Annotated in this window: 12 protein-coding genes; 3 read left to right on the plus strand and 9 right to left on the minus strand. The window is 55.1% G+C overall.

The genetic code is table 11. The features are described from left to right. Positions 1-8 precede the first annotated feature (8 nt). The 5 genes from GSQ91_RS16260 to GSQ91_RS16280 all read right to left on the minus strand — a co-directional run bounded on the left by GSQ91_RS16260 (position 9) and on the right by GSQ91_RS16280 (position 5101). Positions 9-773, minus strand: a complete 765-nt coding sequence (locus GSQ91_RS16260) for a TrbG/VirB9 family P-type conjugative transfer protein (RefSeq protein WP_158822814.1) — start codon at positions 771-773, stop codon at positions 9-11. Further along, positions 770-3274: a VirB4 family type IV secretion system protein gene (locus GSQ91_RS16265; RefSeq protein WP_158822815.1), complete on the minus strand. Its 2505-nt coding sequence runs from the start codon at positions 3272-3274 to the stop codon at positions 770-772. Before GSQ91_RS16265 ends, GSQ91_RS16260 begins: the two co-directional genes overlap by 4 nt. Further along, complete coding sequence (locus GSQ91_RS16270) at positions 3274-3573, minus strand: VirB3 family type IV secretion system protein (protein ID WP_158822816.1); 300 nt, start codon at positions 3571-3573, stop codon at positions 3274-3276. The genes GSQ91_RS16265 and GSQ91_RS16270 overlap by 1 nt, the downstream gene beginning before the upstream one ends. Before the next feature lie 60 nt (positions 3574-3633). After that, positions 3634-3969 (minus strand): TrbC/VirB2 family protein, encoded by a 336-nt coding sequence (locus GSQ91_RS16275; protein WP_158822817.1) that lies wholly within the window; start codon positions 3967-3969, stop codon positions 3634-3636. Positions 3970-4108: 139 nt separating this feature from the next. Further along, a complete protein-coding gene (locus GSQ91_RS16280) occupies positions 4109-5101 on the minus strand; it encodes a LysR family transcriptional regulator (RefSeq protein ID WP_158822818.1) in 993 nt (330 codons plus the stop codon). A gap of 317 nt (positions 5102-5418) precedes the next feature. On the opposite strand from GSQ91_RS16280, the gene GSQ91_RS16285 reads away from it, so the two are divergent. After that, positions 5419-5646 carry a helix-turn-helix domain-containing protein gene (locus GSQ91_RS16285; protein WP_158822819.1) on the plus strand — a complete coding sequence of 76 codons (228 nt, stop codon included), beginning with the start codon at positions 5419-5421 and terminating at the stop codon, positions 5644-5646. A gap of 225 nt (positions 5647-5871) precedes the next feature. On the opposite strand, the gene GSQ91_RS16290 is transcribed toward GSQ91_RS16285, so the two are convergent. Continuing rightward, the gene (locus GSQ91_RS16290) at positions 5872-7191 is read right to left on the minus strand and encodes a metallophosphoesterase (RefSeq protein WP_158822820.1); all 1320 of its coding nucleotides are present in this window, start codon (positions 7189-7191) and stop codon (positions 5872-5874) included. A 1485-nt stretch (positions 7192-8676) separates the two neighbouring features. On the opposite strand from GSQ91_RS16290, the gene GSQ91_RS16295 reads away from it, so the two are divergent. Continuing rightward, a complete protein-coding gene (locus GSQ91_RS16295) occupies positions 8677-9630 on the plus strand; it encodes a hypothetical protein (RefSeq protein ID WP_158822821.1) in 954 nt (317 codons plus the stop codon). 36 nt (positions 9631-9666) lie between these two features. Continuing rightward, positions 9667-11499 (plus strand): hypothetical protein, encoded by a 1833-nt coding sequence (locus tag GSQ91_RS16300; protein ID WP_158822822.1) that lies wholly within the window; start codon positions 9667-9669, stop codon positions 11497-11499. Positions 11500-11548: 49 nt separating this feature from the next. Here the strand turns inward: GSQ91_RS16300 and GSQ91_RS26135 are convergent, their stop codons facing one another. From GSQ91_RS26135 to GSQ91_RS16315, 3 genes are all read right to left on the minus strand, one after another. Continuing rightward, positions 11549-12808 carry a tyrosine-type recombinase/integrase gene (locus GSQ91_RS26135; protein ID WP_158822823.1) on the minus strand — a complete coding sequence of 420 codons (1260 nt, stop codon included), beginning with the start codon at positions 12806-12808 and terminating at the stop codon, positions 11549-11551. 704 nt (positions 12809-13512) lie between these two features. After that, the gene (locus GSQ91_RS16310) at positions 13513-15075 is read right to left on the minus strand and encodes a family 43 glycosylhydrolase (protein WP_158822824.1); all 1563 of its coding nucleotides are present in this window, start codon (positions 15073-15075) and stop codon (positions 13513-13515) included. A 157-nt stretch (positions 15076-15232) separates the two neighbouring features. Then, positions 15233-17005: a beta-xylosidase gene (locus tag GSQ91_RS16315; protein WP_254064638.1), complete on the minus strand. Its 1773-nt coding sequence runs from the start codon at positions 17003-17005 to the stop codon at positions 15233-15235. Positions 17006-17526 lie beyond the last annotated feature (521 nt).

The raw sequence follows: 17526 nt of genomic DNA on the forward strand, positions 1-17526 counted from the left end.
GCATGGCACTACCCCTTCCGCGTGAATTCCATCTTTTTCTTGCCCAACTCGACGTAGCCCGAGTCCATCACCTTCGGAATGATGTAAGTGCCATCACGAAGGTCGTAGCTGATGAGGTTCGGCTTGCCGTCCTTCATCTCGTACACCGAAAACTTCTCGGGCGCATTGGTCTTGATGTAGGTGAACTTGTCGTCGTGATAGATCGACTGAATATCGAAGGGAGCTTCGTTGGCTTTGTAGTTGTAATCGAACTTCAACTGCATGGGGTACGCGCTCTTGTACTCATCGACCGCCTGGCCTACATGGGATTGAAGCGCAGCGAGTCTCTGCTCCGTTTGCTCCAGTTGGGCCGTAGGCACATATTGAGGAGGACCGGACGATGCGACGATGGCGGACTGGTCGGCTGGCTGGATGAGCACCTTGAGATCCGGCGCCGTCGATGTGCCGGAGACATCCTGCAGCGTGAACGAGTAGATGTTGCCCTTGTCGGTAATCAGGTTAAGATTCGTGGCAATGCCGGCTTTGGCCGGATGGACAAAGCAGAAGTTGCCGACCACATCCACGACCCAGAAATCTTTGTCTCCGGTCGCCGCCTCCATGATCTTTTCGGTCGCCGGAACCTGGATGAGCGTGGTGTACTTCAGCTTGGCACGAATGGGAACGATGTCCTGCGAGTGGTACTGGACAGTGCGTGCCGTCGCGTCCTGCGCGACGGCCACAGCGGAGGGGAGGGCCAGGGCGATCCCGGCTATAAAGACGAGGGTGCGGTTCATGCGGTTGCTCCTTTGCGGTTGTCGGTGACGGTGACGGCCATCGTGCGGGGCCGGAAGGGAAAGTCCTCGGCGAGACGGCGCAGGCCGTCAGCAATACCGAAGCGGGCGAAGTAATCGCGCTTCTTGAGGTTGTCGCGTGCGTTGTTGGTCGCCATCCAGTGCGAAACCGAATCGACGTTCAACTGAACCTTTTTACTCGACTGCGCCTTACGAATGAGCATCTGCCCCGGTGGGACAAGGCCGCCGATCAGGTCGAGTTCCGTGTCGTTCAAGTGGAATGCCTCGCGGTAAACGCCCCTGTCCATCTCCGGGTTCGCAAGGAATATCTTTGTCGGGCAGCTCTCGGAGACGATCTGCAACATGCCCGACTCTTCAAGTTCCTTGATGGACTGGGTAGCGAGGATCATCGCGGCGTTATGCTTGCGCCACGTCTTCTGCGCCTGGACAACGTAGTTCCTGATCGTCTCGTTCTTGATGAAGAGCCAAGCCTCGTCCAACAGGAACATCTTGAAGGTCGCCAGCTTCTTCGGGTCGGCGATCTCATTCGAGGCGCGATGCAGGACATAGAAGAGCAGTGGTTCCAACACCTCCGGCGCATCGCCCCAGCCGGCGAAGTTGAATGTCTGGAATTGGCTGAACGAAAGCGTGTCCTCGGCGTTGTCGAAGAGAAAGCCGTACTGCCCGCCGCGAGTCCAGCGGTGCAGCCGCTCCTTCAACTCGCCGATGATGTTGCCGAAGTTGGAGACGGTTCGCTGGTCCGGCTCCAGCATGTACATCCTCTCGATCCCGTCCCACAGCTTGCGTTCTTCCTTGAAGTCGAGCCGGTAACGCTGTTCCGTGCCCTCGATAAGGACTCGGAAGAAGCTGAAGAGAAATTGCAGGTTCTCCTTGCCGTAGGGCAGCGAGAACGGGTTGATGGTGAAGTCGCGTGCCTCCTGGCCCACGTTCAAATAGCTTCCACCGAAGATCGTGGTGAGCGATTGGAAGCTGCCGCCAATGTCGAAGATGAATGTCAGAGGCGCGTACTTCTGAGCGTTTTGTAGGATGAAGTTGCAAAAATAGCTCTTCCCTGAACCTGTCATCCCGAGGATGAGCGTGTGGGCGACCTCGCCGTTATGGAGGTTCAAGAAGTACGGCGTGCTGTTGTCCGTTTCGAGCGCAGCAAGGTACTCCGTGCCGAGATGCGCGTTTGTCTTCTCGCCCGGCAGGATCGTAAACAGAAACGAGAGGTCGGCGTAGTTCGTATTCAGCAGATACAGCCTGCGGAGATTGAGCGCGTAGTTACCGGGCACTGCGGCGAAGTAAGCGTTGAGCTGGTTGTAGGTCTCTACAAAGAGATTGCCGTCGGCGTTGGTAAAGACGCTGGTGAACTCCCCCACGAGCTGGTCAAGCTCGGCCTTTGCCTTCCCACACAAAACAATCGTGAGCGAGAAATCGCCCAGCGATTGGCCGTCGCCTAGAGCACGCAGACAGTCGCCCAGATTCTCGATGTCGGCCTGTTTCGACTCGTCTACCAATACATCGCGCGGGTTTGTCTTCGTCGCATCGCTACCCATCTGCGACACAAAGCCGGTCTTCGACATATTGAAGTGGCGGCGGCGCTTGGTGACTTCCTTCCGCGCCTTGTCCGCTGCAAGCGGCGTCCACTCGGTCACGACATAGAAGTTGCCCGCGATCTTCAACAGTGAGTCCAAGACCAAAGGCCGCGTCTCGGTGATGGCCTCTTTCATAGTCAGCACACGGACAACATGGTCGCCGACGCGAAGATGATCGCGCTCGGCTTCGATATTCGAGTTCACTACTTGATAGTCGAGAAACTGCGTGGACTGCGGCTTGCCCGCGATGCGCCGTTCGTCGAAGTTCAACAGCCGGCGAAAGAACCGAAGCTGCCCTTGTTGGCTAAGAACTTCGATCTGCATGAAGTCCACAAGCTGTCGGGCGAACGCCTGGACGCGCTGCTCCAATCTCGCCAAGTCGGCTTCAATCTGCGTCCGCAGCAGAGTCTTCATGCTGTTGTTGGTGAACTGCGCCCGCAGCTCGCCAACCGCGCCAGCGGGGTCTTTGAAAAGGCGGGCGAGTGCCACGCCTACGCCCGTCTTCGATCTCGCCCCTTCGAGGACGATGCAGTAGAAGATTTCGACCTGGTAGAGATGGTCGCGCTTGGCTTCAAAGAACTGCCGCCGCTGCTCGATTGCGGCCTCTACGACCGGATCGTCATAGTTTGCAAACGGGATCTCCGGTCGGTTCTGTTTGAAGAGGTACTGATAGACATGGAAGCCGGGACCAAAAGCCTTCAAGGCGGCCTCGAGCCGTTTGACCGCATACTCCTGGTCCGCGTGGTCAAGGCTCTCGTAGTCCACGCCGGGGACGTGCAATACCATCCCAAGATCGCCAGACTTCGTAAGGAACGTCGTCTCGTTCCAAAACCCATAGAGGTTGATGTGGTCGTTGAGAGACGCGCTCTCCCTCCACGGCTTGAGGACTCTATCGAGGCGGAGCATCAGACTACCTCCACGCGGGGCACGCCCTGTTTGGCCGCGTCGTAGCGGAGCTTGTACTTCTCGGATTTAGCGAGGATGCGAAGAAATGCCGGGTCGCTCGCCGTCACCCAATGACCGAAGGCATAGCCCCCAATAAAGACGGCAATACCGGCAAGAATCGAATTGAAAATGTTGAACGTGCCCACCGCGCCGACGCAGACGAAGTAGAACAGCGTGCGCTCGACGCCCAAATACGTGAGGGGCTTATGCAGGCTCTTGAAGACCCGGTTGCTCCGGCGGCTTGTGGTGTGTGTCTGCATGAAAGCCCCTCACACTTGAGAAGTTGGCGCGAACGATTGAGAGGTTGAAAGCGGCTGTGTTTAGGTTCCCCACAGCCAGCTCAGTACGTTCGTCGCCATCACCGCGATTCCCGTGCCCGCGGCGACTCCGGCAAGCGTCTTTTTCGCGCCGGGTTCTCCGTGTGCGAAGCCGTAGCCGCCAATCACAATCGCAATCAGACTGGCGACCTTTGCGACCGTGCCGGTGAAGAGGGTTTGAAGTGAAGTGAGTCCGCTATCGAACGGCGAACCGGATTGCGCATACGCGGCGATGGGGAGGAAAAGGCACACGGCGGCAAGCAATGCGAATGGATGAATCCATCTGCGAATTACCTGGACCGTCTTCAGCGGAATTACGATTCGGATGTTGCGGGACATCGGCACCTCCTGCGACTGTGTTCAGTCGGGATATGCCGAGACATTAGGCGGGATCTTCGTTCTCGTCCAATACTTTATTGCGATGGATGGCGATGCTTAAACGAGATGGCAATGAAGATGAGTCGCAACATGAGAAGTCTTACGAGGATTTGTTATTTTGTCCGCCGAAAGACAACCGCTGCTGTTCTTGCCTCTCCGTCGCTCGTTGTGGTGGCTTCTTGTGCGGCCTTGGCTCCGCAACGGAGAACCGCTTCTCAAGGTCGCGGAGCAACAAAGGAAGAGCCTCTTGATCGTGTTCTTCCCGATAGGCAATCGCTGAATCAATGGTCCAATTGACGCCCTCAATTGGCCGGGTCGTCAGGTCCTCATGTAAGGGTTCACTTTGACGTATTAGTGCAATGCAAAGACGTTCCCTGACCATCCATTGCACATGCTCCGAATTGAATGTGGGATTGGAAATCTTGGGCTTTATTCCTTGCCCCTCCAGCATTTCCAAGAGTCGTTCGTGTGCCCTCGGATGGTGCCTTGGGTCGCTGAAAATGGCTAGTCTTCCATTCAAGGATTCGGCGGGCAGTTCGCTTTGCGCGGCGAAAGGATCGTCCTTGCGAATGCAGACCACCAACGGCTCGTGCATCACAGGCTGAATGCAGTAACCATCTGGTAGCACCGGAAGGGTCACGAGCGCAGCGTCCAATTCAGCCGCTCGCAAGCGTTTGATTACGCCCTCCGTGTCGCCGTTCTCGGGATGAATGCTGCCCTTCGGAAACAAGTCCCGGTAGGCGTCGCACACCGTCGAAATCACCTGGTGTTCAATGAATGGGGTGAAGCCGAGTCGAAACGGCCGCATCGTCGCCTGGTGAATCGCCTGAACCGCTTTGACGACATCTATCCGGGTTTGGAGCAATTCGCGGGCGAATCGGAGCAGCGATTCGCCGGCGGGAGTGATGGTCATTCCGCCACGGTCCCGCTCAAATATTTGGATGTGAAGGGCGTCTTCTAGCTCGTTGATCTGCCGGCTAAGCGCGGACTGAGCTAACGCGATGCGCGTCGCAGCGGCGGTGATTGTGCCCTCTTCCGCGATTGCGACAATGCTCTTGAGGTGTTTGAACTCAAGGTAATCGTAAACACTCATTGGACATGCCCCCCGAAACTCGATTGAGCGGTGGTGCTGCCGTAACGGGATTTTCATCCCGTAACTTCTTTCACTTCAATTAGAACCAAATTGGTCAACAAAAGTTGTGCGTTTCCCAGGCAACCCGGCGAAAGCGCAATAGTGAGACGCAGCGAGACCCCATCTCGTTTAAGCATGGCCGTCCATCGCAATAAAGTATTGGACTCACGGGCGTGCTGTGGCTAAAGCTCAACGGACAGGCAATCCGCGAGGGCTGAACCGGAGGATGCAGCGTGAGTCTCAATTTGATACAAGAACTCGAATCCCGGCACGGAGCAATGAAAGTCTCCGACCTGACCGAACTCCTGGGAGTGGACGACAAACACATCTACCGCATGGCGGCACGAGGTCAGCTCCCGAGCTTTCGGGTTGGCGGCGCGGTCCGCTTCGATCCCCACGAGGTCGCAAACTGGTTGCGCCTAAAGTATGGAGACCCGTCGCTCCCACCCAAGAAGAATCCACTGCGAGAGGCTGGGCATTCGCCCGAGGCATCGAGCGCAGCTTAGTTCGACGGCGGTGGTCAGTTGAAGTCCGGGCCAACCGAAGTTGTCCAAACCCCGTATTTCGCGCGCTTCCGCTTCGTAACCGGGGTAGCCGCAGCCGAATGCTTCCCGCTTGTTGACAACCACTAGGAACACAGGCCAAGGTCTCCTCAATGAGCGCATTGGCCTGTCCTCGTAAACCGAGAAATTTGCGGAGACTGGTCGGCGCGCGTTGCTGCATAGGGCGAATCAGACCTGTGTCCACTGTTCCGTGAAGAAAATGGTGCCGTCTTCGTTGACATATTGGAGAGATATCGACGGCCCATCAAGCTTCAGGAGCACGAAACCGGAAAGCGCATCGCCATTCGCATTCGTGCCCGCGTTCATGAGCTTGAAACCCTGGCAACCGGCATCGGGCAGGTTCGCTGGGTTGGGCGGGGAGTGCGGGATACAGCCGTTTCCGATCAGTCGTGCACGGTATCCGGATAAGGAATCATCGTAGATCGTGCATCGGTGCTCATGGCCAAAGAACCAGGCCCAGACGCTAGCGACGCCTGCCGCGGTGAAGAAGTTTTCAGCATCCTGCTTAAGAGGCTTACCATCGGAGTTCTCCTGGGAGAACGCCGAAAACGGTTGATGATGAGACATGAGTATCGTTTGCTGTGCCGTATTCCCCTTCACCTTGTCGAGTAGCCAGTTATATTGGCTGAGCAGGCGTGCATCTATCCTTGTGGCGTCGGCGGGTCCGAGTAGCCGCTGTTCGATATAGGCAGAATCGAACGCCAACAGTTGCCACTTCGTATTGCGCAGGCCGAAGAAGCTCGCCTTCTGCCCGAAGGCGCCCAAAACGGTGCCGAAGTAAGCTTTGCCGCCGCTGAACATCTCATGGTTGCCATTCAGTGCAAAGCTTGAGTGGCTTGAAATCTTACCGGTGGCAGGGTCTGCCATCGGCCAGCCCGCGAGGAACTCCTCAGCCTCATTCTCCTGGCCGGCGTAGTAAATGTCTCCCAGATGAACGCAGATGTCGGGGCTCGTTGCTCGGATCTGTGCGGCGACAAGCTTCGCGGTCGAATTATGCGCGCCCCAGTCGGCGACAAGCGCAATCGTGCATTTATCCGGTACTGCCACGAGAAAGTCGCTCAGGTTCTGGTACTGGATGAATGACGCTTTTCCTGACAGCAGCGTCTTAAAGCCATCTATGATGCATTCGATCCATCCCGGATCAAGGGGCCCGAACGCTTCAAACGGAGCCGCCGCTATGGCATTCACAGTGATAGCGTTTTGCTCGATCGCGGCATTCATAGCGGATTGCGCGAGTCCTACGTTGGGAGAGCGGGAAACGTAAAAATCGCCCGACTCCGGCGGGGGCTCTTCTGCGGCCTCCGCTTTGGCCTGCTGCAAGGCTGCCAGGATCTGAAGACGGTACTGATTGCGCTGTGCCTCGTTGGCGGGGTTGAGGACGTCGTTAATCTCCCGCTGGACGAGAGGATTGTCATCTGTGAAGGCGGTGATGGCGTTGTCGATCGCCTTCTGTACGTTCTGTTTGACGGCTGTAATCGCATGGAGCACGGGACACTCTCTTTCTCATTCTCAGTAACCCAGAACACACGGAAGTCTAACACTGGAACAGGTCCTGGCTTATAAACGGGGGGGGCGGTGCAGTTTCTCGCCACCGGACGGCGCGGACTATTCCAGGCTCCCGCGCTACAAACCTTCGCTTCAGCTCAAGATGAATCTACGACTGGTCGCCGTGGGATCGATGCCGAGGCGGCGAAGGCGACGGTCCTCGCTGACTTCAAAGATCGTCTTCCTCGGTCATGCGGTAAGGAGTCCTCCTGTATGCAGGCCCTGGCACAATTCTGCCGCTGGTGCGAGGGACCATCCGTATCTGTGGCCAGCAAAGATGATTGCATTCAGATCGTAATAAAAGGGTGAGGGTATCGTGGCTTCTATCAAAGCAGCACGGCGCCCGCCTGGAAATTCACGATAGTGCTGTGGAGCCTCGACAGGAGTCTCAATGCCCGGAACCTCCATCGGCGCGGATGGAAATGGCGCCCACGTGGCCGTGACAGTGAGCGACAAGCCTGAAACCTGGATGTATGGGGAGATGCAAACGAAGGCAATCTACAGTACAGACAAGCAAACACATCAAGAAAGGTGACCGGACGCGGCACTTCCACAACCGAACCTGACGGGTGTCATTCGGTGGTAAATCGTACAGAGCGGCCCGCAGGTTTCTATTGACGACAGGACCTGCAAGAGTAATAATTGCGCTCGCCCCTGAGTCAAATTCTGTTGTGGTCCTACGGTTGTGTCTTTTCGTCAAGCCGAGCTCGAAGACTATGAATTTCGACATTGCCGACCTAGAGTCTTGCCGTGCAACAACTGCTGCAGCGTTGGTTACGTCTGCCGCCCCGCGTAGCGCGTCCGCTGTCTGTTCTTGCCAACGCGCTCGGTCAGTCGTTCAAGCATCGGCCTCTTACCTTCTGAATCTTGTGCCTCAAGCTAAAAAGCAAACAACCGCATGACATGGCCCCCGCTGTCATCACAGCAGAATCTTGCGCTATGGTGAATTGGCTCAAAGCATTTACCAATGATCGAATAGTGGAGGAACAAAATGGGAAACCCGGACTATGTCACAGTCTTATGTACACTTCTGGCGGTCAACGTTGGGCTGTTTGGGGTAGCAATTTTGCTTACCTTAGCTCCCGTACTTCTTTCGACATTCAGATCGAAACGCGCGCTGGAGCATCAGTCGCATTTCACGGATAAAGCGATCAAGACGGTGCTTACCCTAATGAGATGCACAATCATATTGTCCCTCGTAGGTAGTCTCACAAGCCTCTGTGGCCTGTTCTTGCGCACGCCCATTTACTTGATTGGCGCTGGAATTTTGGTTGTTGGAAGTCTCGCACTGATGGCCGTTGCAACTTTCAAACTGGCACATACTTCACAACTCGTCCCTTGAGCTTCAGGGAACGGCAGTCGTTGAGCGTTACTGGGAGCCGTGGCACGAGGAGCACCACAGAATATGTAATCCAGATAAGGGGATTTATGTTCGCAATGGACGACGGTGGTGGTGAAGGTGGCGGCGATGGCGGGAATGCTGGTAACGCCGGAAATGGCGGCAATGCGGGCGGCAACGGCGATAACTCAGGGAACGGAGCCAACCCCGGAAACGGGAGCGATCCCGGCAATGGAGCTGACCCCGGAAATGGTAGTGATCCAGGTAATGGAGGCGACCCCGGAAACAATAGCGACACCGGAAATGGTACAGACCAAAATACGAATACGGGAACCGGCACAGGAGACTTCAGTCCTGGGGTTGATGTAGCCAGCAGCGCCCTTGGGATGACGGGGAATCAAGGGATCGCCACTGACTTTTCGATGAATATTTTTGCGCCAGCTCAGCCCGACGGTTTGATCCCGAGTGCCAACCAAGGACAACAGGCAGGGTCACCAGGTGATAATGCTACGGCAGGAAGTCCATCTCCGACCGACCAAAGCCCCAAAGGTGATAACCCAGTTGGTGACGACCAATTCAAAGATCCGACAGTGTCACCTGCACCTGGAAACCAGTCTTCGATTGAAGGGTTTCCGGCCAAGATAGACCCAAGCACTTATCTCTCACAGGGATCACCTGGGCCAAGTCTGCGGGCGGCAAGTGGGAATGACCGGTCAGTCGGTCAGATTAATGCTGATTTTCAACGGAGTCAAGACGAAGCGACGGCGGAACTCACAATTGAGGGAGCGAAACAAGCATTCGACAAGCTTAAAGACATGGCATACGAAGCCGCGAAGGACGCCATTTACAAAGAGTTAGGTCCGATCATCGCGGCAGGGACGCTCGTGGGAATCAAGACTGCAGTGAAATACACCGAAGCGTCAGCCGGAGTGGTTTTGGGACTACTAGACTCTACAGAAACTGCATCACCTTCGCTTGATGAGCGTCCCGCTTCAAACAATCCATACGGAAACTCGATTGGAAGTGAGCGCGCACCTAGATGAAATCGTTCCAAAAGAATTAACTTTCAGGAGATTCACATGCCAGAGAATTCAACGAGACGAAACGTACTTCTGAAGGCTGCGGCAGTAGCTACCGCGATTACTGCCGCACCGTCTTCGCTTTCAGCATTCCAAGCAGGAGCCGCTCCCGTCCGTGACACCAAAACGAACGAACCCCCAAACGCGCTAAAGACCAAAGCGAGCGAAGGCGCTGCTCATAGTTCTCAGCGCATGAATGACCTGAGATCCAAAGCTGCTGCTGCACAGCAGCGGTCGGATGCGGCTAGAGCCTCTAAAAAGCCGTTGGCGTCTCACGGCAAGGGTTGGGCTGATGTTCAAAGCCGCGCGAAATCTCTCTACGGGGCTGATTCAACCGTGCTCGGTGGAGCGTTGCACCCCGCGACTTCGATTGAAGAGAGCTTCCGATTTGCTCCAGTCGATGAAGATCTCACCTTTCGTCTGCAACAGGCCGAATCATTAATAAACTCCAGCGCCGATCTACTCGAACGAGCACTTGCGTCTCGAAAGGAATGGAATGACCTTCAAGGAAATGCTTTCAGTGTTGGGCTTTCAATTCAGCAGTATCTTGAATTGGACGCAATCCACGACGACGAAACTGCTGCGGGATACTATACGCACACCGCGATCGAGGCAGCCGCGCTCGCGGATGCCGATAGTCTTTCCCGAGACGATGTGTTGGAACAATACCAAGAGCTAGGTCAACTCGTTGCTAACTATTTCGACAATTCGACGATCGAAGAACAGTCCGGGACGACGCAATTGCAAGCGTGGCTATCTAAGCTTGCTGACTATGATAATCAGTGGCAGAATACCAATCCAAGTTCCTATACTTGGAACGGGAAGACCGATCTGGCATCGAACCTCGAACAGAGTGCCGCAACAACGTCAAGTTATCACAACCTTTATCTGGCACAAGCCAATCTCATCAATATTCAGGCTGCGACATTGAGGGGGGGGGTTGCGGTCGGGGCAAAATCTAGGGCCAGCGCTAGCAAAATGAATTGGGAAGAAGTCAACATTGGGTTTCGTCAAAGAAGAACGGAGGTTGCGCGAAGATTATCGGAGGCGAGTATAGCCTCCTACACTCAACCTGGTGGTGCACTTAACTATCGAGAGCGGATGAAGCGCCTTGAACTACTGTTCCATCGCGATTTTCGCGACGCGCTGGCAAGACTTAAAGTTGGAGTTGACGGGCTAAGCAAATTGTACGGATATGACGAGCCCCTACCAAACGAGGTGACCGCAGCTATAAGAGGAGAGAAGGTCTCTCCCGGCGTCTATGATCTAAGCCTCTTGTGGGTTCGTAACGCAATTGCCTTTCTTGTCAAATTTGGCCAGGTTGATCAAGGGTATGCGCACACCATTTCGTTGAAAAAACTGCTAGGAGAAGACAGGTTCAGGGCGGGTCGGAAACCAACTCCGTGGGCTTCGTGGACATTTGAGATCCCCCGAGAACTATTCCCAGACCAATATTATCTGCGGCTACGTGGCGTCACTCTTTATGTCGTACCGGAGGGCGGTCTTCTGTCAGGCGAGCGTTCGGAAGGTGTCTGGATGGGTAGCATCAAAGCTCCTGATGTCAGTTTTTGTGAACATCTAAAGCCAAAGACTGGCGCCGTAGAACGCCGAGACCTTGATCAAAGAAAAACGCCTTCCTCGATGGCGGGTCGAATCAGTTATCGCCAAAGTTTGCGAGCTCCTGAGTTGATTGGGGGCTCTAATCTTTACAACATATCTCCATTCGGCGTATGGACAATCAGATTGTCTCCATCTGCGAGCGACGGCGTTATGATCGACAAGCTCGCAGACGTGGTGATAGACATGCAATTGGCAATGAGAATGAGAAGTTAAGGCGGTTGCTTACTTTACTGATTGATGGCGCGGCCATATCTGGCCGGCTTCACGCGACCAATGTCGCCAGCTCGCCGCTGTTGACCTTGTGCGCGGCATCCTTCGACCGGATGCCCTTGAGATAAACCATCGTGGATTTGATGTCGCGGTGTCCAAGCCATGCCTGCACGGTGCGGATGTCTACTCCGTCGCGCAGGTGATTGGTAGCGAAGGTGTGCCGGAACTTGTGCAGGAAGAAGTTCATGCAATATGGTCCTTCCGCGCACTTGTTGCCATGCTCGGTCACGCAACGCCCACAGTTCAAACCGGCACGTTGGGCGACGCGCTTCACAACCATATCCATCTCGCTATCGGGATTGCCTCTGGTGTTGCCGAAGATGAGATCGTGAGGCCGGGCCTTCTTGCGCTCCTTCCTCTTCTTCAACCGTTCGACCAACACATGAGGCAAGGGCACAACCCGCTCCTCCCAGTTTTTCGGAGTAAAGTCCCATTCCTTCTTTGCCGTGACGCGCACAAGATCGTGGTTGGAGTCGAGATCAAGGTATTCGACGTACCGAATCTCCTGGTCGCGGAACCCGGAGCCAAGAATGAACTTGAGCATGTCTGCTTCGTCTTCGGTCGCAACCTTGAACATCGCTGTTAGCTCCTCCGGCTCATAGATGGGGCGGATGGTATCGACGTAGCTGGGCCAGTCGCCCTTTTCCAGCAGCTTCTCGCGTCCATGACGTTTGAAGAGTTGGAGTACCGTCACCACTTTGTCGTAGACGGTGCGCGCTCCCAACCCCTGCTCATAGCAGTACGTCATAAAGTCGATAGCATCTTGCCGCGTGGCATCCTCCACGTACTTTCTCTTGTAGGAAGCCCGCAGGAGAACGTCGAGGGTGTAGCGATAGGTAAGGAAGGTCCGACTCTTCCGCTGCATCTTGACGTACTTCAGATAGTCGTCGATGGCGTCTCCGATAAGCGTCTTCGCTTCGGCCTCTGGTTGGGGTTCGGGTGAGGCAATCAATCCCGCACGGATGGCACGAAGCTCGACCGTTTTGTGGCGGGCGCACTCGATGGCATCTTCGCGTGTCGTCGTCTCGCGGAATCGGCGTCCCGATACCCACCACTCGATGAAGTAGGAGCCTTCGAGGTGTACTTCGACTTGGCCGTTGACGCGCACCTTGTCCTTGAGCCGTCCGTTGGCTTCGGGAACTACAGGGGCAAAACGCCACTCTTTGCCGATTTTGATTTTCTTGATGAGGTTAACGCGATCCGCGTATTCGGGAGCGTTGCGATGGGGGTTGCGGGGCTTCAGAGCAGGCATTGGAATCTCCTCCTCGTAAGGCCAATAGCCTATCAGAGTAGACACCAACACAGACACCAAGAAGGTAAAGTCTTTATTTTCTTAGTGACTGTTAGAAGGCAGCGCTCTAACCAACTGAGCTACGTCCCCTCTGCATTTGCGACCATTTCCCGCAAGTCACAGAGTTTACTGGCTTTTCTTACTGTCCACTGTTTCTCCTGCTTCCATCATTTCCACGGAATCTAACCGAATTCCGACGCTAATGGACCGTAAGACAAAACGCACCAATCTGTCCTCTGGCAAGCAAACGTGAACCACGAAACTGTCACCGTTCCGTGATTCAATTGTACCAAAGATTCCACCCTAAACCTATGCTGACGGAGAGCTTTCGGTCTGTGGAATCAACAGGCCCGCTTCGAAACTTCCCTATCTCCGCCGTCATCCCCACTTGGAGTAGCGGACGGGCTTCAACATGCGGACATCAAAGGGACTTACGAGAGCGATGTCAGAAAACAACCGCCACGGCAGCGCTTAGAGGGGATCTCCGTAGGTATTCCACGTCCGTTCGTGCCCAGACAAACTCGGCCAAACATCTTCGGATCGCCTGAGATTACCCCGATATGGCCATAGTGGGGATCTTGGTCACTCCCCGGCAATGCGCTTCCAGGCATCTTCCTTCGTCAAAAATGGAGAGCTGAAGAGAATCGAGCGAAATCTCAACGGCATTAGGTGGGTAGTTTGGCTTCCGGCCAATACCGAAAATTCCTAAAGGTTGCGTTGTTGGTTCCCCATGCTGAAAGCGCGGGCCGCACATCCAGAAACCCACCCAACACGTTGTGGTGCATACCTGAAATTTCCGCCGAGTATTCAGTGCGTTTCCACGGCTGTTGATCGAGACGGAAGTAAAAGTCGATCTCTTGCCGATCATTCACAAGGCGGAGAGTAGCCCTTGAAGATCCTAAGCCTTGATGGCTAAAGATAAGACCATTGGCAACTCGTACGTTGACTCCCGTCGATGTCAGCGTGATGCCGGTCGCGTGCTCGGGATTGTAGAAAAGAAGCAGGCCCGCTTCGCACCCCGATTCCACTTCAACCTCAACCTCGATTGTGTAGGCATGTCCACCAACCGGAGCCGTGAGAACAGACGAATCGTTAAGCCCCTTACCGCGAGCGGCCAGTCGAAGGAAATGCTTTCCTGTTTCGAAGCGTGCCGGATCGTATTCATGCCAGAAACCCCACTGAAGTCCAAGCTCCGGAGTGTCAAATTGATCGGACGGATCCGCGAATGCCTGCTGGATCGTGCCGGACATCGGCATCGGGATGTCGGAATCTGCTGCGATCTCCGGAACAACGCGAAACCAGCCATCTGCGGTCCATTCGATGGGGAGCAGGAGCAGTTGCCGCCCAAGAGTGCGATATCCATTCTCATAAGAATGAACTGTCATGTACCACTTGCCATCTGGCGTGTCGACAAGGCGGCCGTGGCCTAAGCTTAACCATCGATCGTCCCTGGATTGTGTGTGAACTATCGGATTATAGGGCGAGAACTCCCATGGTCCATCCGCGTGCCGGCTGCGGGCGCTGATGACCGAGTGGCTAGTGGCAGGACCACCTGTACCGCCTTCGGCGACGTTCAGGTAGAAGTAGCCATTATGCTCGAGAAGCTTAGGGCCTTCGAGACAGGTACATTCGATACGCGTGCTTGTCGGAATTGGCCACGGTTCAAAGACGGTACGAGGCGTTGACTTGACGCCAAGGCCATCCGGCGTAAGTTCCACCATTTGGCCTCCGTTTGTGTACAGAAAACGGCGGCCGTTCTCTGCAATATGTGCAGGATCGATCGCAGCGATCCCAAGATCGATCGGCTCGCTCCACGGGCCGGTGGGGTGTGCCGCATGCACTACGTTTATCCGGTTGTTGGCCGGGAAGTAGATGTAGAAATGCCCGCTGTACTCACAGAGATAAGGAGCCCAAATGCTGCCGTAATACCGATGCAAAGCGGCGGCCACAGGGCGCCAGTTCACCAAATCCCGTGAATGCCAGATGAGCAGGCCGGGAGCATAGTCGAAGCTTGAGTGAGTGAGATAGAAATCATTACCCACCCTTATGGGACTTGCATCAGGATGATCTCCGCCCATGATCGGGTTTCGGTAGATACTATTCTGCTCCTCGGCCAACAGACTTTGAAGGTTTGGCTGGAGCGCTAACGTGACAGACGCCGCTGAAACGTTCCTGAAGAAACTACGCCGTGAGATCGTGCGCTGAACTGGTAGAGAGTTGTCATACATAAGTTTTGACCTCGCGTTTCCCACTCTTGGATTACAAAGCGTCGTATTCGTTGTTGCACAGTAAAGCAACGAGAAGCCGCCGCACGAAATTGACTGGATACAAGCTGACCCACCATCAGGATCACACGCGCACGATATTGGGCGCTCGCAACTAGATTTAGCGTTTCGATTCAGGTTGCCATGTTAAGTGCATCAAAGAAATGCCCTGTCTGGGCATTTCCGTCTCGACCGTCACTTGTCCATTCGTCACATCAATCCACTCGGGTGACGTAAGAAGCTGCAGTTGGCCGGCAGCCTTCAGGTCGGAGTATTGCTTAGCCGTTGGATGCTGTGGCGAGCCCATCGCGAGCCAAGGTGTGTAGGCATTACTATGCGTGTCATCCAGCCGGTAATGTTCCAGCAGCACTCTGTGCACGGCGGCCGGAAATCCAGTGACAGTCACAGCAGTGGGAGACGCCTCAGCTGGGGCATTGACATCGTGATAGTTCCACACCAGCACGGCGGCCTCGTGATCACCGCGGGTGGCCAGCGCATCGACGTCCGGCGCCTGACGAACACCGGTGCTGACCAAGGTGTCCAGCGGAACCTTACCGGAGCTGTTTACACTAACGCGGTTGCCGGACATGAGTGCGAACATCCGAAAGACATTCAATACCGGCTTGTCGATACCGTTCGTGGCGAGCGAGCGAAATCCTTCGAAGTAGTCTTTGTCTTCAAACTCAAACGACCAGCTCAGCATGGCGAGCAGGTTGACTGCATGCTCGTCCTGCAATTCAAACAACGCCTTGAAAGCGGCAGCTGTGTATGCGGGATATAGAGTGCCGTTGCGATAGTTATTCGCTGGATTAACTTTCGAGGAACAGGCAGCACAGCCCTCGGGATCCGCTTCACTAAGGATGATAGGAAGACTCCTAAACCGTGGATACGAAGCGATCAGTGAGAAGCCCTTGTCGACATCATTGAGCTCGCTATGGATGCCCATGGTCACCTTACCGTCTGCGATCTTTGGCGACCCTTTGGCGTGGAACGATATGAAATCCATCGGGATGGGTCTTCCGTTCGCGGCACTCCTGCCCGAGTTCACATGCTCGAGAAAGCCTTTGAGAAACAAATTTGCCTTCGGCCCTCCCGGGCTGGTCGAGGCCGGTCCTCCCACTTTAGCGCCAGGCAACGCTGCCCTCACCCCTGCGACAGCATAGTCATAGAGCTTCCAATACTCCTGAGGTGTAGTGTGCCAGTAGTCAATGTCGGGTTCATTCCAAACTTCAAAGTACCAGGTCAACACCTTCTCCCTGCCATAGCGTTCGACCAGGTGCGCCGTGACGACGCGTGCAAGCTCTCCCCACTTGCCGTAGTCCTTCGGTGGGTTATTGCTCTTACCGGACACCGTAGATTGCGGATAGTGTACTTGGTACGGCTCGTGCCGATTAGGAAGATCTGCTGCCAGATCTTTGGGCATGAAACCAAGTTCAACCATGGGCCTCACCCCTGCCGCCTGATAAGCGTCGAAGATGCTGTCCAGGATCTTGAAGTCGTAGATCGGCTTGCCATCGGCGTCTTCGGAGTAGACGTTGGTCGAACTGAACTTCAACTCCGCCCTTCCATCGCCTGAAGTCAACAGGTGGTGCGCGCGTATGTAGACCGGCACAGGACTAAGGTCGTGTAACTCACCCAGAAGCTCTCTTCCATGCGGCGCGGTGGTGTAGTTGATTTCGTCATACCCGAACCAACTGTAGATTGGTTTGTAGGCGCCGACTGCTTTGGCTAAGTCCACCTGAATCGTCACCGAGGGCTGATGAGGGAGCGGCGCAGTATCCGCTACTACGTTCTGGGCGTCGATCGGAGCGATCAGCATTGTCGCTAAAAGAATCTGGACAGCCCTGCCGGCGACCATGAACGGCCTGTGAAATCCAAAGGAAATCTGCTTCATTATCAATTCTCTCCCCCACCTCATCGGGACATCTCCTGCGGAAACCTGGAATCACTCTAGTCGTTTCCAGGTTTCTCGACAGCCTTCCCAGACGCAGCATCTTCCTTCTCCAGGAGCAGACTTACCGCCAGACTTCCCATGTGATTGTTGCCCAGGTCGTGAACCGCGAGACGCATAGATCGTGCCTGCACCGGAATCAGCACAGCCATTGGAACATGGTACCCGCTCGAGAGCATCGCGCCCGAACCGTCCTAGACGGAATCAACTCCACGTGGCGGAGGGTACGATTTATTCAGCCTTCTCGCCGCAGTTACTGTCTCCCCTCTGTACGACGGAGGATCTCGTCTAACTACCTGCCGATTCTGTGTGACGTTAGAATTGAGCCTTCGGGAGCTGCTGCGTCTGGCCGCGAGTCAATAATTTTTATGTCCCTCGCATGCCCTGCTCAGCGCACATATTTCAATAGGTCGAATCGAGATAGACGGATGCGAATCATTGGTGGGTCCTTGTTGCAAGGTGTG

It is taken from the genome of Granulicella sp. S156 (genome assembly GCF_009766105.1).
GTDB lineage: Bacteria > Acidobacteriota > Terriglobia > Terriglobales > Acidobacteriaceae > Granulicella.

Bases quoted from the DNA above. Each gene is read 5' to 3' on its own strand.
- GSQ91_RS16260 (WP_158822814.1), bottom strand. From the start codon at position 773: ATGAACCGCACCCTCGTCTTTATAGCCGGGATCGCCCTGGCCCTCCCC.
- GSQ91_RS16265 (WP_158822815.1), bottom strand. From the start codon at position 3,274: ATGCTCCGCCTCGATAGAGTCCTCAAGCCGTGGAGGGAGAGCGCGTCT.
- GSQ91_RS16270 (WP_158822816.1), bottom strand. From the start codon at position 3,573: ATGCAGACACACACCACAAGCCGCCGGAGCAACCGGGTCTTCAAGAGC.
- GSQ91_RS16275 (WP_158822817.1), bottom strand. From the start codon at position 3,969: ATGTCCCGCAACATCCGAATCGTAATTCCGCTGAAGACGGTCCAGGTA.
- GSQ91_RS16280 (WP_158822818.1), bottom strand. From the start codon at position 5,101: ATGAGTGTTTACGATTACCTTGAGTTCAAACACCTCAAGAGCATTGTC.
- GSQ91_RS16285 (WP_158822819.1), top strand. From the start codon at position 5,419: ATGAAAGTCTCCGACCTGACCGAACTCCTGGGAGTGGACGACAAACAC.
- GSQ91_RS16295 (WP_158822821.1), top strand. From the start codon at position 8,677: ATGTTCGCAATGGACGACGGTGGTGGTGAAGGTGGCGGCGATGGCGGG.
- GSQ91_RS16300 (WP_158822822.1), top strand. From the start codon at position 9,667: ATGCCAGAGAATTCAACGAGACGAAACGTACTTCTGAAGGCTGCGGCA.
- GSQ91_RS26135 (WP_158822823.1), bottom strand. From the start codon at position 12,808: ATGCCTGCTCTGAAGCCCCGCAACCCCCATCGCAACGCTCCCGAATAC.
- GSQ91_RS16310 (WP_158822824.1), bottom strand. From the start codon at position 15,075: ATGTATGACAACTCTCTACCAGTTCAGCGCACGATCTCACGGCGTAGT.
- GSQ91_RS16315 (WP_254064638.1), bottom strand. From the start codon at position 17,005: ATGAAGCAGATTTCCTTTGGATTTCACAGGCCGTTCATGGTCGCCGGC.